The organism is Bacillus sp. NTK071 (genome assembly GCF_017303315.1).
Classification (GTDB): domain Bacteria; phylum Bacillota; class Bacilli; order Bacillales; family Guptibacillaceae; genus Guptibacillus.
The window spans coordinates 62,209-78,441 of record NZ_JAFKOI010000010.1 but is presented as its reverse complement, the minus strand read 5'-3'; the positions used below and the strand labels follow the sequence as shown (position 1 = coordinate 78,441).

The window sequence follows — 16,233 nt, the reverse complement described above, 5'->3', positions numbered from 1 at the left end:
CTAATTGGAGTCGAGGAGGCTCATCGCCCGCACCAAGGAAAGCGTTTTGAAGCGGAAATCCCTCTTCATAAGAGGGATTGTGAATAACTATATTTAACAACGCAATATGCACAAAAACGCCCATCAATAATAAATACACCGCTATAACCAACCTCATATCAAGGAAAAAAGCACCCTAATTGGGTGCTTTTGCTTATATTAGTAAGCCCATACTGCGCCAACGATAATCAAAAGAATAAACAAAACAACGATTAGCGCAAAGCCTTGACCATAACCGTAACTCATAGATATCCCTCCCTTCATGCTAATTCAACAAGAAAGGTTTAGTAGCCATAACCGCCGTAGCCGCCGTAGCCACCTTTTCCGCCACATGGACCGCATCCGTAACCTGCTCCGCCAACTGCAGCTGCTCCAACGATAATCAAGAGAATGAACAATACAACAATTAACGCAAATCCTTTACCGTAGCCTCCGCCACGAACTTGCTCTTTTCCACTCATTAGAAAACCCCCTTTCCTGGAAGGTTACTAATACTATATGTCGCAATGAAAAAGAAGGGTAGGCGGATGTCCATAGTCCGTTAGAAATATGCTAAGCATTTTTTGGGTATCTTAAATTATCCCCGCTACTGCAAGCAAAATAATAATGAGAAGAATAAAAAGGACAAGAAACAAGATCAGTTCATCCACTGGAATCCCCCCATTTTTGTTTATCTACTATCTTATGGAATACTGGGCGCCACGGTGAATATGAAGGTATCATTACGAATCTATACCTATACAAAAAACCTCTCTCCATTTAACAGGAGAGAGGGTTCTTTATGGTTATTATTCCATTGTATTTCCTTTAGCAGGAATTGGGTTTTCATTAAAAATTCGTGCGAAATGAACTAAATTATGCGCCATCGTTTTAGCATGACCTGTAGCGAAATCATTTTCCTGACCATTTGCATCAATATAGGAATCACCTGGCCCTGCTTCCCCTACCCAATATGCGTCTACATTCGGTGGCACGGTAATTCCGATATGTGAGAAACCGTATAATACGGATGCAGCTGCGTGCTTGGCACCATCTTCATTACCAGTAATTACAACACCGCCTACCTTATTATAGTAAAGGGATTGACCCAACTCATTCGTTGAACCACTTGCCCCATATAGGCGCTCAATGGCTAGTGTTGCAATGCTACTTTTTTCACCAAGCCATAAGGGTGTTCCGAGAACAATAATATCCGCTGCTTTTACTTTTTCAAAAATGGATGGCCACTCGTCACCATTACCTTCATCCTCAGAGATACCATAGGCAATTTTATAATCAGCTAATCTAACGCTCTCCGTTTGAATTCCTTCCTTATCAAAAACAGCTTCCGCTTCTTGATAAAGAGCGTCCGTGTTAGATGGATTATCGCTTGTTTTCAGTGAACAGTTAAGAAACAATGCTTTCATGTAATAGTCTCCTCTCTAAATACTTACAAAGTCTTGCAATCCTATTACCTTTTGAAGAGAAGATTAAACAAAAGAGCACTCGAATGGAAAAACCGAGTGCTCCTATCATTCTTATTCTGTAATAAGCAGAAGTGGTGGCTCATGCAGAAACTTCATCATGTTCTGACCATCTTCAGATACTTTTGCCCATGCTGGGGACTGCATCGCATCTTCTAATTGCTCTTTCGAACCAAACTCAATCGTAGCTGTTAAGTAGTACGGTTTGTCCGTGTTCATTGCAGCAGAAACATAATTTACTTCAGCATTCGTTACGTTTGGTACATCTTTTACAAGCGCCATATGATTGTTCTCGTAGTATTGTTTGAACTCAGCTACTTCCTTTGGTTCTTGATAAATCACGATGATTTTAGCCAATGCCAATCTCTCCTGTCATTTTAATTTCTAGCTCACGTTTATCATAATCTCAAGGAATAAATTAAGAAAGTGAAATGCACTTCTATTTACTATCTTTTGGCTTTTTGGCGTTACGAACACTTCTCCATTTTCCAATGATCAGAAATGCAACGAGAACAATACTTGTCCAAATGAATCGATCCTGGTATTGATCAAGGTTCGCAATGTCATGACCAACTATCGTATATAAAATTGTCCCTGGGAGTTGCCCTATCGCAGTTGCAATTACAAATGAACGAAACTTAATGTTACTCAAACCAGCAATTAAGGAAATAATATCGAAAGAAACGATTGGAACTAACCTTGCGACTAGAATTAAGAAGAATCCATTATCACCGCTATAGCGATTTGCTTTCGCAAGAAGATCGCTTTTCTTCGTTACTTTTTCAACAAACGAAGCCCCCAGTATTCTAGCAAGAAGGAACATGACAAGTGCAGCAGCCATTCCACCTGTCCATGAGATAATAATTCCAAGCGGTATCCCAAAAGCAAGTCCATTGGCTGCTGTAATGACAAATGAAGGAAGTGGCGCAATGATACCTTGTGCGATCATTAAGCCGATACTAATAAAAGGCGCCCAGATCCCAAGCGATCGAAAATAATCTGCAAGCAGCGACAAGGAGTCCAGTGATATAAACGAACGTATCGCAGTGAACCATTGTGGATTTATTAACAAAATAATTGTGATAATAATTAGTAAGACTAACCCTATCCATTTAAGGGGAGATACGTTGTTTCTCATAATTAGTCCCCTTTCTGAAAAAACTATTATGTGAAGCTCCCGCAAGGAGTCTTTAAATGAATTGTTGTTAAACACAAAGCTCATCATAGCACCAGATCTAATCGTTTTCCATTAATACTACTTAAGAAAATATTAACCAAGCACAGCGTATTATGAGAAAATCCGTTTCACATTATCCCTTATGAGGAAAACATCGTTATAATGATGCTAAACATATTACTACATAGGAGGTGAACCCTTACGATTCTGTAAGGGCACTATTGGAGATTATTAAAATAATTGCTGTTCTTCTACTAATTGTATTAACTGCGTTCTTTGTAGCTTCTGAATTTGCAATCGTAAAAATTCGAAGAACAAGAATCGACTCACTTGCACGTGAAGGAAATAAAAAAGCCAAAGCTGTTCAAAAAGTACTTGGAAACCTTGATGGGTATCTTTCTGCCTGTCAGTTAGGTATTACCATTACAGCTCTTGCTCTTGGTTGGCTTGGAGAATCAACAGTCGAACAGCTTCTGCATCCACTGTTTGAACTTATTCATGTCCCAGAAGCTATTGTTTCACCACTAACGATTGCTTTATCTTTCAGTATTATCACGTTTCTGCATGTTGTACTTGGAGAGCTTGCTCCTAAGACATTTGCCATACAAAAAGCAGAGAAAATTAGCTTATTACTAGCCGGACCACTTATTTTGTTCTATCGTATTATGTATCCATTCATATGGGCACTGAACGGCTCAGCGAGAGGCGTTGTTAAACTGTTTGGATTGAAATCTGCAAATGAACATGAACAGGCTCACTCTGAGGAAGAGCTTCGTCTCATATTATCTGAAAGTTATAAGAGTGGCGAAATTAATAAATCAGAGATGGAATTCGTTAATAACATCTTCGAGTTCGATGAGCGTATGGCTAGGGAAATCATGATTCCCCGTACTGAAATGACATGTTTATTTGTAGACAATACAACCGAAGAAAACTTACAAATCATGAAAAATGGTAAGTATACTCGTTACCCTGTAGCAGATGGAGACAAAGATAAGATTATTGGCGTGGTCAATATTAAAGAAATACTAACGCAATATAAATGGGGTGAAGAACTCGTTCTTAAAGAATATATCCACCCAATCAATCACGTTATTGAAACTTCTCCCATTAAAACGCTTCTTAAAAAGATGCAAAAAAGCCACAACCATATTGCAATTGTTGTTGATGAATATGGTGGAACGGCAGGACTTGTTACGGTAGAAGATATTCTTGAGGAAATAGTAGGCGAAATTCAGGATGAGTTTGATTTTGATGAAAAACTTCCAATACGTGAAGACGGAAACGGAAAAACAATCGTTGATGGTAAAGCGCTAATTACTGAAATTAACGAACTTCTTGGAACTTCTCTTGATCATACTGACGTCGATACAATTGGTGGCTGGGTTTTAACACATGATATTGAACCTAAACAAGGAACTTCGTTTACAGTTAATGACTATGAATTCACGGTTCGGGAAATTGATGGACACCAAATTAAGGAGCTTGAAATCAAACATTCTGAATGACGAACTTTGACTTATTATGAACAAACAAAAAGCTGTCTCTCTGCCATATAGACCAGAGAGACAGCTTTTCTATTACTTAACTAGTAAATCAAACCATATTTTAATCGATGTTCCAAGAATAAGAGCTGCAAGAACCCATTGTAATATCTTTGTATTTATTTTCTTTCCTGCATTTGCACCAAGTGGTGAAGCAATTAAGCTTGCAACAATCATGACTGCAGCCGGAAGTAGTAATACCTGTCCTGTGGCTAGCTTACCAACCGTTGAACCGATTGAAGAAATAAATGTAATTGCTAGTGACGATGCGATCGTCATCCGAGTAGGTATTTTCAACACAACAAGCATAATCGGCACAAGTAGAAACGCACCTGCCGCCCCAACTATACCTGCTCCAATTCCTACAATAAAGGCAAGACTAGCTGAAAGCAGTTTATTGAACTTCACCTGATCAAGTGGAATATCATCAATACCCTTTTTCGGAATAAACATCATCACTGCAGCAATCGCCGCCAGTGCACCATAAACCACATTGATTCCCTGTTCAGACATAATGGTTGAGCCGTACCCACCAATAAAGCTACCGATCAGGATACTAACACCCATATAAAGAATCAACTGCTTATTTAAGTAGCCGCCTTTGCGATAGGCCCAAACACCACCAATCGTAGCAAAAAACACCTGCACCGCACTAATTCCTGATACCTCATGGGCACTAAATGCTGCAAAGCCAAGAGCCGGTGGGATATAAAGAAGCATTGGATATTTAATAATTGAGCCACCAATACCAACCATCCCTGAAATAAAAGAACCAATAAATCCAATTGCAAATATCGTAATAATAAAACTAAAATCCATCTTGTTCCCTCCTTTCTTCGAATAAGATGCTTTTTGTACACTTTGTTGCTATAAAAGTAGTGGCTGATTTTCGCTACAGGGTGCACAGTCCCGCAGGAGTCGAGCACCCTGTAGCGAAAATCAGCTAAGTGAGGTTATACAACAAAAGCAACAATCTTTTAGAAAAGAACCTTATACATACATACTTTTAAGTGCAACAACCTTTAAAAAAGAGTCTTTAGAAAAGAAAAAAGAGGTACTGACTTAGTACCTCCTTATCTTGCTGTTAGGCTTTTTTAATCCAGAAATAGAAGACTCCGTCGGTTTCTTCTGTGTTCATTAGTTCATGACCGCCCGATTTAGCCCATGCTGTAAGGTCACTTTGTGCACCTTTATCTGTTGCCTGAATTTCAAGAACCTGACCAGACTCCAGATCCTTCATTGCTTTCTTCGTTTTAACGATTGGCATCGGGCAAGCTAGCCCTTTTGCGTCTAAAGTTTTTTGTGCTTCCATTGTTAAAATCCTCCTTATTAGTTAACCGCGCAGCGGTTTGGTCCAATTTCCATTTCTCTTCTTGTTTCTTCATCAGGGTTTATTTTCCCCATATTCGTTTCTCGAATTTCCTGGTAAGCATTCGGCTGTGGTGGAAGATTTTCTGTAACCATTCTACGAAATTCAGCTTCTTCTTCCACATTAAGTCCATCGTTTTTCTGATAAAGTTCTTCAAGCTTCGCGGAAACCACTCCTGTCTCACCAAGCTCAGCTACTTTAGAGAAGTGGGCAGGTAAAACAATTAAACCGCCAGTCATTTCTTTATATCGATTATAAAGTGTTGTGCGAAGATCGAGAACCCAGTCCTCTGCTTTACCCGCTAAATCAGGTCGACCAATTGATTCTACGAACAATATATCGCCAGTTAAAAGATAAGCATCGTCAATCATTAAAGATGTACTACCGATCGTGTGTCCTGGAGAATAGATTGGCTCAATGGTCACATCACCAATGGCTACTTTATTACCCTCTTTAAGAGACGTGAATGGGAATGTAACTTCTCCTGCATCTTGTTCTGGAAGATAGTAAGTTCCATTAACTTGATCAGCTAACGCTTTACCTCCAGAAATGTGGTCTGCATGCAAGTGCGTATCCATTGTTGCTTTAATTGTAAGACCTTTGTTTTCAGCGAACGTCGTATAATTTTCAATCATGCGACTCGCATCAACAATAGCAGCTTCTCCGTTTGATTCGATCATATAGGAAAGACATCCTTTACCGATTCGAACGAATTGATAAAGAGCTCCTCCGGGGAGATCACCAACTTTAACAGGCTCCAAGTACTCACTCCATGCCTTCATACCACCTGAAAGATAAGAGACATTCTGCACTCCTGCTTCAACTAGTTCTTCACCAACAAAGATTGAAGAACCTTCTTTCGCACATACGACGAGAATTTCTTTATCTTTCGGAAGATCTGGAAGAAGATCTTCTACTCCATCAATTAAATCGAAGTAAGGAACATTTATTGAAGTAATGGATTCTCCTTCAATCTTCCAATCACCATATGCTTCTTCATTACGCACATCGAGAATAAAGAGGTCTTCCTTGTTCATTACCTTTGAAGCAACTTCACTTGCTTGTCGTTGTTTTAAATCCAATCTTTATACCCCCTGTGGTATTTATCATTTTAAAAATTTTTATAGACTTGAATTAGTTGGTCCAGTCCATTCGGACATTCCTGGAACAACATTAATTACATCATAACCACTATCAGCTAATTTTTGAGCTGCAAGGTCACTACGTGTACCCGTTCTGCAGATTATATAAATTTGTTTGTCAGAAGTTAGTTCAGACATACGGTCTTCTATTTCGCCAAGTGGAAGTGAAATCGCATTTGGAAGATGACTAAATGCATACTCTGCTGGTTCTCTTACATCAACGATTGTCATGTTTCCATCAGACAATTTGGCTGCAAGATCATCATTTGAAATAACGTTCGGATGGTTCTTCTCAGATTCTGTTTCACTATCTGATGCTTTACGAAGATAATGCTTCAGAACCTCTCCTTCTTCTACTGTACCAAGATACTGATGTCCTACCTTATCAGCCCATGCTTTAATATCTGCTTTCGATCCTTTGTCTGTTGCTTGAATTTCAAGAACGACTCCTGCTTCAAGATCTTTCATGGTTTTCTTTGTTTTGACGATTGGCATCGGACACGCGAGTCCTTTTGCATCTAATACATGATCTGTTTTTATCATAGTGTACCTCCTGAGAATGATTATTCAGTTTCTCCTGACCATTCAAGCATACCGCCGGTCATATTTAATACCTTATATCCGTTTGATTTCAATACCATTGAAGCCATACTACTTCGACCACCAGACTGACATACAATAATATGTTCCGTCTCTTTATCAAGTTCATCCATCCGTGATTGAAGCTCATTAACAGGTAGATTATATGCGCCAGGAATCTTGCCTGTAGCAACCTCTTCAGGACCACGAACATCTACAATGCTAATCGATTTATTTTCTTTTAACATATCGTTTACTTCTGTAGCTGTTACATCTTTTACATAACCAGACATTCTTTCTCCTCCTCTTATCTCCACATATTCAATCCGCCGCGAACGTTAGACACATTAGTAAATCCTTGTCTTTTCAATTCGCTGCAAGCTTTTCCGCTTCTCATTCCACTCTGGCAAAGTACAATAACTTCTTTATTTGGATCAAGTTCGTTTGCGCGCTTTCCAAGTTCGTGGAGCGGCATATTTTTAAACTGTTTTACTTTTTGTCCCTTGTATTCACCTTTTGTTCGAACATCAATGAATTGTACATTTCGATCGTTAAACTTCGCTTTAGCTTCTTCAGAAGTAATGGTTTTAACATTTTTTCCAGGGCCAACTTTCTTATACAGTAGCCACCCTACTATAACAATCGCTGCAACAATGATGATTTCCATATCCTATCGCTCCTTAGATAAAGAGATTCACATTACCATCTTCAGCATCACCAAGATATGCGGCAACACCTGCATAATCAATTTCTTCTAATAGTTCTTCCTTCTGAAGTCCAAGAAGATCCATTGTCATTGTACATGCAACTAGTTTCACTTCTTGTTCCTGAGCAAGTTCAATCAACTGAGGTAGCTCTGTTACGTTATGCTTTTTGATAACGTCCTTGATCATTTTCTTTCCCATTCCACCGTAATTCATTTTGGAAAGCCCCATTTTATCTGCACCACGTGGCATCATTTTACCAAACATTTTTTCTAGAAAACCTTTATTTACATCAACTTGCTGATCTTTACGTAGTGCATTTAATCCCCAGAACGTATGGAAAATGGTTACTTCATGGTCATAAGCAGCGGCACCGTTCGCAATAATGTAAGCTGCCATTGCTTTATCATAGTCACCACTAAATAGTACTATCGTTGTTTTCTTCTGTTCACTCATTCTATATCCTCCTAATATACACCCTAGGGTATATAACTCATTAAAATTTTTTATCTACTTCTTACAAGTAGGTTGACGGCTTCTTTCACAACATCACCTGTTGGTTCACCATTTTCAATTTGTTCATGTAGGCACTGTTCTAGATTGGAACTAACAATTAATCCAATTGAACGATCAATTCCAGAACGTGTAGCTGAGAGTTGCGTAACAATGTCTTCACAACTTTTCCCTTGTTCCATCATATTAATTACGCCGCGAAGCTGACCTTCTATTCTCTTCAATCGATTCGTAACGGCTTTATCGTATTGCATATATTTACCTCCTCACCTTATGCCCTAAGGGGTATAAAATCAAGTAAAAAAAATAATAATATATTTAAGTTGTTGCTTCTTTTAAATACCTATAGGGGTATTATAACGTATATGATTCATTTGTCAATAGGCAGCAATTAGCTTAGTCAATTTACTTAAATGGTAAAGTAAGTCGCTATGGCAATGTTGATCCAAAGAGCAACTACCAATAAGAAGATAACGACTTTATTGCGCTGCATTCATTACTCTTACCACTTTATACCCTCAGGGGTATAAAGTCAAGTAAAAAAATATTCGGTTGGTCACTCCCCCAAATACCTATAGCGGCATTATAACGTACATGATTAACATGTCAATAGGCAGCAATTAGCTCAGCCAATTGATTTGAATGATAAAGTACGTTGCTATAAGAGCGATGATTAATAGAACAACTACCAATAAGAAGATAACGATCCATGAAGATGATGGAACTTCAAATTTCAAGATCCTTTTTTTCGTTCGATAGAATTGAATTGTTCCCCCGACCATGGTTAATAGGCCAAATAATAATGATGAGAAACTAATAAAGACGGCTACTTGATCATCTGCTCTCTCACCAACCGCTCTTGTAAAATGTAAACTCGCTGTTAGAAAACCAATCCCTATAATCGCAATTGAAGTTCGCACCCAGGCAAGAAACGTTCTTTCATTCGCAAGGAGCTGTTGTACTCTGCCATCAGCTTTTTTATTCTCAATGTCCATTTATTATACCCCCGTGTGTATTTACGGAATATCCTATACTATATCCTTCATTCCGGATTCTTGCAACCATTCTACCCTCTATTATATCCATACTAATGAAAAGAAAAGCAGAATCCACTTAGGATTCTGCTCCTTCTTTAACTGTTTCAATATACTCTCCGTACCCTTTTTCCTCCATCTCATCTAAAGGAATAAAGTCAAGTGCAGCTGAATTCATACAGTATCGAAGACCTGTTGGTTCAGGTCCATCTTCAAACACATGACCAAGATGGGAATCGGCTTCTTTACTTCTAATTTCAGTTCGGACGGTAAAGAAGCTTTTGTCTTCTTTCTCTACGATATTCTCTGGCACTAGAGGCTTAGTAAAACTCGGCCACCCTGTTCCAGACTCATACTTATCAGACGAGCTGAATAGCGGTTCTCCTGACACGATATCTACATAGATTCCTTTTTCTTTGTTATCCCAGTATTGATTATCAAATGCTTTTTCCGTGCCATCTTCCTGAGTCACATTATACTGAATAGGGGTTAGCATTTCCTTAAGTTCCGCTTCTGAATATGAAGCTGGCTTCACTTCAGGTATTTCCACTTCGCGTTCGTTACCCCAGTATTTATCAAGAAACTGGTCTCTTCCTGAATTTTTCCGATAGAATTTATAACGTAATTCGTTCTCTTTGTAGTAATTCTGATGGTATTCTTCCGCAACATAGAATGTTGTAGCTTCTTCAATAGGCGTAACAATTGGTTTTTCGAATCGATCAGAGTTCTGTATTTCTTTTTTTGATTCCATAGCTGCTTGTTTCTGTTCTTCATTGTGGTAGAAAATAGCTGATAAATACTGATCACCACGATCGACGAACTGACCACCATCGTCGGTAGGATCGATTTGTCTCCAAAAAACATCTAACAGTGTTTCGTACGAAACAACAGATGGGTCATAGTAAACTTGGACAGCTTCTACGTGTCCAGTGCCACCCCCAGATACTTCTTCATATGAAGGATTTTCAGTATCCCCCCCAGTGTACCCTGAGACGACTTCACTAACTCCAGTTAACTTCTCAAATGGCGGTTCCATGCACCAGAAACAGCCCCCTGCAAATGTTGCTACTGATTGATTTTCTTCAATCGCCTTTGCAGGTTCACTACCATAAGACCGTTTGAACATAACGTCATATAACTTTGGTACAGCAAAAATGAGTACAACAGCTATTCCAACTAATAGAATCCATCGCGTTGCTTTCATTTACAATTCCCCCTTCTTGTTTAAAAGAAGCGTAAACCAAAATTCACTTCCTACGCCTATTTTATCTCCTTGAAGTTCAATCAACTGTTTTGATCTGTAATGCCTCAATAAAAGAATCGTACATGAAGGTATCCTTATGCTATGCAATCCTAATTATTGTTCTCTAAAGAAAGTATTACGATTTGATTTTCTTTCATCTAGTGTAACGTATTTTCTTTTGAATCTTTAATCTTTTGATTGAGATGAGCACATTCTCTTTAAGTAAGTGAAGGAGACATACATAAAAGCGGTATGCCCCGCTGGCATACCGCTTTTTGCTATCTACTACGTGCTGAAGTTAATTTGTCAGGTGAAGGAAGCCATCGATCGAACGCAAGTAATTTAGAGAAGAACGGCATGCTCAATAACGTTGAAATGAAAACTGCAAATACGACGGTAAACGGTACACCCCATACCGTAGCAATAACATCCGCAGACTGCTGTTCTAAGAACCATTTAATAATAAATCCATGGAACAAATAGATCGCAAATGTACGTGACCCAATTGGTGTAAGTACCATTGGACTTTCAGGTATCATGGAGAAAAACAGGAACATCACTATTGCAGTTCCAACATAATACACAAGACGGATGAGAAGGTCGGTATTTGATTCATACACGTATGTCCCATAAAGGAGATCCGTTAGACCTTCGATTCGGTAAAGATAGAACAGAACGAATAGACCACTTAATACAATAGGGGCTACCCATTTCATATAAGGCAATCGAATTGGCTGTTCTCTTCGTCCCATCATCATACCTAGCACAAAAAATGGGAGGAATACGAAAAGACGATCTAATGATAGAAATCTCTCAATATCAAAGTATCCTACCACTAATCCAGCCACAATACTTAATGGGAGCAGTGTGCTTGCTTTCATCTTCAGTAGGATTGGAGAAATCAGCTTGTATGCCGCAATACATAACAAGAACCACATTGCCCATCTTGGCGTTAATAGCTCAATGGCAAACGGTTTTTGATAAAGGTTTGTGTAATAGATCGAATAGACCACCTGGAAAATGATATACGGCAACAAAAACGTTGTGAATATCTTCCAAAAATACCTTGTTCCAGACGCCTTTCTAGTGAAATAACCTGTTAGAAAAATAAATGCTGGCATATGAAAGATAAAGATTACGTGATAAAGGCTATAAAGGAAACGTGAGTCATCAATAAACGGCGTGAGCAAATGCCCTCCCACTACTAGCAATATTAATATAGCTTTACTGTTATCAAACAATGCAATCCGCTTTGACACGAAAACAACCTCCTCAAAGATACAAGAGACGATTGTGAAACTTCGTCTTCTTCTATATACCCATATTTTCATAAACTCAACGATATTCTTTGTAGATTATTCGTACTAAATGTCTGCCATTCTGTCATCCAAACAAAAAGTAAGACTATTCGAACTATATACCCAGTTGAAACAGGACGAATTTACTAACCTATACAAGGAGAATTGAACTAATTTAATTTGTAATCGTTTTAATTAATAGAAAAATATATTTTTTCTGAATAATCATGTTGTTTTTTATCGATTAGGTTAGTAAAATGAATGGTATATTTTCGAACACGGAAAAGGAGGCGGGAAACATGATCACATTTGTCGGAGCTATTTGTTTGTTGATTGTAGGTTATTACGTTTATTCAAAGGTGGTTGAGCGAATTTTCGGCATAGACGATGATCGTGAGACCCCTGCATATACAAAAGAGGATGGCATGGATTATATGCCGATGAGCTGGTGGAAAGGTAGTTTAATTCAACTATTAAATATTGCTGGACTTGGTCCTATTTTCGGCGCAGTTCTAGGAGCTCTTTACGGACCAGTTGCTTTTATCTGGATTGTCATCGGCTCAATCTTCGCAGGAGCTGTTCATGATTATTTCTCAGGAATGATGTCCCTTAGACACAATGGTGAACAATATCCTTCCCTTGTTGGTCGTTATCTTGGAGGAGCCGCAAAAGGAACAATCAACATTATTTCTATCGTATTAATGATTCTGGTGGCAGCTGCTTTTACTGCAGGACCTGCACAGCTAATGGCACAGGTTACACCACTTAGCTTTACAATGTGTTTGGTTGTTATCTTCGCTTATTTTGTACTGGCTGCTGTGCTTCCAGTTAACAAAATCATCGGACGAATTTATCCGATCTTTGGTGTTATTCTTATTATGATGGCTGTTTCGATAGGTATTGGGCTGTTCTTTATGGACAATCCTATTCCAAACTTAACAATGGCAAATCTTCATCCCGATAATCTGCCCCTATGGCCACTTTTGATGATTACCGTCTCTTGTGGAGCGATCTCAGGATTCCATTCCACGCAGAGTCCTATTATTGCTAGAACGATGAAAAAAGAGAGCGATGGAAAAAAGGTATTCTATGGTGCGATGATTGCTGAAGGTGTCATTGCCTTGATCTGGGCAGCAGCAGGAATGACGTTCTTCGGAAACACTGGCGGCCTTCAGGGTGCACTTGCTGCTGGTGGACCGTCAGGCGTTGTAAACGAAATCAGTTCTTCCCTACTCGGCACGTTCGGCGGAGTACTTGCGATCATTGGTGTTATCATTCTACCAATCACAACTGGAGATACATCACTTCGATCTTCTCGAATGATGCTTGCTGATTTATTCGTAAAGAAGGAAAACAAGGGGAACCAAGGTGGAAAAGGGAAAACGTTGCTATTAACTGCAGCAGTTGCTACACCAACATTCCTTCTAACTCAAATTGACTACACTTTTTTATGGAGATACGTTGGTTTTACCAATCAGCTTGTCGCAACGGTTATGCTATGGACAGCCGCTATGTATCTAGTCAGAAATTACAAATTCCACTGGATTTGCTCTTTGCCAGCACTTTTCATGACCATGACCGTATCAACTTATCTGTTCCTTGCACCTGAAGGATTCGAACTTCCATACAATGTTTCGATGATGTTCGGTGCAGGTATTACAGCTTTGACAGCCGGATGGTTCGGTTATCAACTATGGAAAGCTCGTAGAAGTAATCCTGTCACGGTAGAACAAGTTGCATAAACAAAACCAGCTATCTTTTCTTTAGTGAAAAGGTAGCTGGTTTTTTATGTAAGTCAATTGGAGATGGCTCTTTTTCGTACTATAAGAAAGTGGGACATTTCCGCTCCAGGATGCTCGCTTTCCGCGGGGCGGGCGGTGAGCCTCCTCGGCGCGTAAGAACATCGCGCCTGTGGGGTCTCACCTGTCCCGCTAGTCCCGCAGGAGTCGAGCATCCTTCCGCTCCAATTAGCTAAGTGGTTTTTTTTCACAAAACCTCTTTCAAAACAACAATCTTTTAGACAAATTCTTTGTACTTCATTTCAAAAGGCTTTTTTCGTAAACATTGTTGCTATAAAGGTACTAGTTGACTTGCGCTCCAGGATGCTCACTTTCCGTGGGGTGGGCGCTGAGCCTCTTCGGCGCGTAAGAACATCCGCCTGTGGGGTCTCACCTGTCCCGCTAGTCCCGCAGGATTCGAGCATCCTTCCGCTCCAATTAGCTAAGTGTATTTTTTAAACAAAACCTTTTTCAAAACAACAATCTTAAGTTAAGGTTTTTTTGGTGAACGGCTCTTTTCATAGACGGTTGTCTTCCGCTCCTACCCGCTCTTCAACAATCTTTTAGAGTAGTATCATTATAGAAAGAAGCTACCATCTGATCCATTACTTTGCTGGTTCTGAGTGCTGATTGACCGGTACTTGGTGATTTTCCTTCACCGTTTAACTCATTTACAATGGTTTGAATGAGCGGCTGCTGAACATGCTCAGGGTAGATCATGCTAATTTCCTGCTCTCCCTCAGCGTTTTTCAGGATCATTGGCTTTTCCTGTAAAGTTGAGAAGAGCAATGATCCTTGGTCCCCCACAATCTCATTCCAGTCTTCATTTTTATAAGAATTAAAGCACCATTGGCCTGTCCCATGGACACCTGATTGAAAGACATATGACCCAGAAACGATATCCTCTGCCTTATAGAGACCACCTTGGTTACTAGCAAACCCACTGACACTTACAATTGGTCCTAATAGAAAATCTAGGTAGTCGAGCGTATGACTCGCAAGATCAAAGAAATGCCCACCACCTGCAATTTCAGGCTGCACTCGCCATGGCAAGTCCCCATTCTTTTCATGGTCTGACGCCTTTTTGTGGTGAACAGTTGTTACAAATCGAACATGACCAATTGCACCGCTCTCTACTACTTCTTTCACTTTCAGAAACGCTGGCATTGCCCTCCGGTAGAAAGCCACAAATAACGGAACATCATTCGCGTTACACGCTTCGATCATTTCATTACACTCTGTGGTATTTAATGCCATTGGCTTTTCAACATAAACTGGTTTCGAAGCTCTTGCAGCGAGTATTGCATACTCTTTGTGACTTGAAGGAGGCGTTGCAATATAAACCGCATCCACATCATCATCATTCACTAGTTCTTCAGCACTTGTATACCACTTAGGAACATTGTGCCGTTTTGCATAATCTTCTGCTAGCTCCTTATTCCGTCTCATAACCGCTACAAGCTCCGAATGTTCTGCTTTCTGTAACCCAGGTCCACTTTTCTTCTCTGTTACATTGCCACAACCAATGATGCCCCAGCGAATCGTCTTCATTTCTCCACCCCTGTTTTGACTAATTTAGCAGCTTCTTCATGTTCTTTGAACTCTGTAACTTCTTTCATAATTCGAATCATTTTTGAATCCAAATAATGGACAATATCAGCCGCTTCTTTTAATTCATGACTAAGATCCCCTGGTATTTCACCCTCGAATTTATAATAGATTTTATGTTCAAGACTCGCCCAGAAATCCATTGCGATTGTACGGATCTGAATTTCAACTTTTACATACTCAGGTCCTTTCGATAGGTACACAGGTATCTCAACAATCAAGTGCAGACTTTTGTATCCATTTGGTTTAGGATTTTTCACATAATCTTTCACGTTTATGACTTGAATATCATCCTGACTCTCAATCATGTCATAAATTCGATAGATGTCTGTCGTAAATGAACAAGTAACCCTAACTCCTGCAATATCATTAATGTGATTTTCTACATTTTCTGTCGTTACTTCGAGGTTTTTTCTTTGAAGTTTCGTCATGATACTTTCTGGTGATTTAATACGTGATTTCACATGTTCAATGGGATTATGTTGGTGCACAAATTGAAATTCATCATTTAATATCGTCAACTTTGTATTGATCTCATCTAAAGCAAATTTGTATATAAATAAAAAATTCTTCCACTCTTCTATTCGTTCTTGGAAATTCTTGCTCATTGCTAAATCATCCTTTCAAAAGATACCGTACCATAGCTGCAAGAAGGAACTATAAACGATATTTGACAAACTATTAACAAAATTCGTTTCGTGATGTGATTTTACAGATACTTTCAACAATGCCTCTTTCATTT

Annotated in this window: 18 protein-coding genes and 2 pseudogenes; 2 read left to right on the top strand and 18 right to left on the bottom strand. The window is 39.2% G+C overall.

Annotated features, from left to right (window positions below; translation table 11 throughout):
* Positions 1-198: 198 nt before the first annotated feature.
* The 5 genes and pseudogenes from JI666_RS15155 to JI666_RS15135 all read right to left on the bottom strand — a co-directional run.
* Positions 199-279 (bottom strand): annotated as a pseudogene (locus JI666_RS15155) (YjcZ family sporulation protein); the annotation flags it as partial.
* A 113-nt stretch (positions 280-392) separates the two neighbouring features.
* A pseudogene (locus JI666_RS21785) lies at positions 393-500 on the bottom strand (YjcZ family sporulation protein); the annotation flags it as partial.
* 327 nt (positions 501-827) lie between these two features.
* Positions 828-1,445: a flavodoxin family protein gene (locus JI666_RS15145; RefSeq protein ID WP_206893320.1), complete on the bottom strand. Its 618-nt coding sequence runs from the start codon at positions 1,443-1,445 to the stop codon at positions 828-830.
* A 111-nt stretch (positions 1,446-1,556) separates the two neighbouring features.
* The gene (locus JI666_RS15140; protein WP_206893319.1) at positions 1,557-1,859 is read right to left on the bottom strand and encodes an EthD family reductase; all 303 of its coding nucleotides are present in this window, start codon (positions 1,857-1,859) and stop codon (positions 1,557-1,559) included.
* An 82-nt stretch (positions 1,860-1,941) separates the two neighbouring features.
* Positions 1,942-2,640 (bottom strand): TVP38/TMEM64 family protein, encoded by a 699-nt coding sequence (locus JI666_RS15135; protein WP_206893318.1) that lies wholly within the window; start codon positions 2,638-2,640, stop codon positions 1,942-1,944.
* Between the two features lie 260 nt (positions 2,641-2,900).
* On the opposite strand from JI666_RS15135, the gene JI666_RS15130 reads away from it, so the two are divergent.
* The gene (locus JI666_RS15130) at positions 2,901-4,187 is read left to right on the top strand and encodes a hemolysin family protein (protein ID WP_206893317.1); all 1,287 of its coding nucleotides are present in this window, start codon (positions 2,901-2,903) and stop codon (positions 4,185-4,187) included.
* A 72-nt stretch (positions 4,188-4,259) separates the two neighbouring features.
* On the opposite strand, the gene JI666_RS15125 is transcribed toward JI666_RS15130, so the two are convergent.
* The 11 genes from JI666_RS15125 to JI666_RS15075 form a co-directional block, all read right to left on the bottom strand.
* Positions 4,260-5,042: a sulfite exporter TauE/SafE family protein gene (locus JI666_RS15125; RefSeq protein WP_206893316.1), complete on the bottom strand. Its 783-nt coding sequence runs from the start codon at positions 5,040-5,042 to the stop codon at positions 4,260-4,262.
* 265 nt (positions 5,043-5,307) lie between these two features.
* On the bottom strand, positions 5,308-5,535 hold the full coding sequence (locus JI666_RS15120) for a sulfurtransferase TusA family protein (protein WP_206893315.1): 228 nt from the start codon (positions 5,533-5,535) through the stop codon (positions 5,308-5,310).
* A 17-nt stretch (positions 5,536-5,552) separates the two neighbouring features.
* A complete protein-coding gene (locus JI666_RS15115) occupies positions 5,553-6,674 on the bottom strand; it encodes an MBL fold metallo-hydrolase (protein WP_206893310.1) in 1,122 nt (373 codons plus the stop codon).
* Positions 6,675-6,713: 39 nt separating this feature from the next.
* Positions 6,714-7,277, bottom strand: coding sequence for a sulfurtransferase TusA family protein (locus tag JI666_RS15110; RefSeq protein WP_206893309.1), 564 nt, complete (start codon positions 7,275-7,277; stop codon positions 6,714-6,716).
* A gap of 20 nt (positions 7,278-7,297) precedes the next feature.
* Entirely contained in the window at positions 7,298-7,606 is a 309-nt protein-coding gene (locus JI666_RS15105) for a rhodanese-like domain-containing protein (protein WP_206893308.1), read from the bottom strand.
* 14 nt (positions 7,607-7,620) lie between these two features.
* Positions 7,621-7,980 carry a rhodanese-like domain-containing protein gene (locus tag JI666_RS15100; protein WP_206893307.1) on the bottom strand — a complete coding sequence of 120 codons (360 nt, stop codon included), beginning with the start codon at positions 7,978-7,980 and terminating at the stop codon, positions 7,621-7,623.
* A 13-nt stretch (positions 7,981-7,993) separates the two neighbouring features.
* Positions 7,994-8,473 carry a DsrE/DsrF/DrsH-like family protein gene (locus JI666_RS15095; RefSeq protein WP_048311813.1) on the bottom strand — a complete coding sequence of 160 codons (480 nt, stop codon included), beginning with the start codon at positions 8,471-8,473 and terminating at the stop codon, positions 7,994-7,996.
* Between the two features lie 50 nt (positions 8,474-8,523).
* Positions 8,524-8,784, bottom strand: a complete 261-nt coding sequence (locus JI666_RS15090; RefSeq protein ID WP_206893305.1) for a metal-sensitive transcriptional regulator — start codon at positions 8,782-8,784, stop codon at positions 8,524-8,526.
* A gap of 366 nt (positions 8,785-9,150) precedes the next feature.
* Positions 9,151-9,525: a YidH family protein gene (locus JI666_RS15085; RefSeq protein ID WP_136948856.1), complete on the bottom strand. Its 375-nt coding sequence runs from the start codon at positions 9,523-9,525 to the stop codon at positions 9,151-9,153.
* Positions 9,526-9,643: 118 nt separating this feature from the next.
* Positions 9,644-10,768, bottom strand: coding sequence for a peptide-methionine (R)-S-oxide reductase MsrB (gene msrB / locus JI666_RS15080; protein ID WP_206893303.1), 1,125 nt, complete (start codon positions 10,766-10,768; stop codon positions 9,644-9,646).
* 317 nt (positions 10,769-11,085) lie between these two features.
* Positions 11,086-12,066, bottom strand: a complete 981-nt coding sequence (locus JI666_RS15075; RefSeq protein WP_206893298.1) for an acyltransferase family protein — start codon at positions 12,064-12,066, stop codon at positions 11,086-11,088.
* Positions 12,067-12,404: 338 nt separating this feature from the next.
* On the opposite strand from JI666_RS15075, the gene JI666_RS15070 reads away from it, so the two are divergent.
* Positions 12,405-13,847 carry a carbon starvation CstA family protein gene (locus JI666_RS15070; RefSeq protein ID WP_206893296.1) on the top strand — a complete coding sequence of 481 codons (1,443 nt, stop codon included), beginning with the start codon at positions 12,405-12,407 and terminating at the stop codon, positions 13,845-13,847.
* A gap of 588 nt (positions 13,848-14,435) precedes the next feature.
* On the opposite strand, the gene JI666_RS15065 is transcribed toward JI666_RS15070, so the two are convergent.
* Both JI666_RS15065 and JI666_RS15060 read right to left on the bottom strand, forming a co-directional pair.
* A complete protein-coding gene (locus JI666_RS15065; RefSeq protein WP_206893294.1) occupies positions 14,436-15,434 on the bottom strand; it encodes a Gfo/Idh/MocA family protein in 999 nt (332 codons plus the stop codon).
* A complete protein-coding gene (locus tag JI666_RS15060) occupies positions 15,431-16,099 on the bottom strand; it encodes a GTP pyrophosphokinase (RefSeq protein WP_206893287.1) in 669 nt (222 codons plus the stop codon). The genes JI666_RS15065 and JI666_RS15060 overlap by 4 nt, the downstream gene beginning before the upstream one ends.
* Positions 16,100-16,233: the final 134 nt, after the last annotated feature.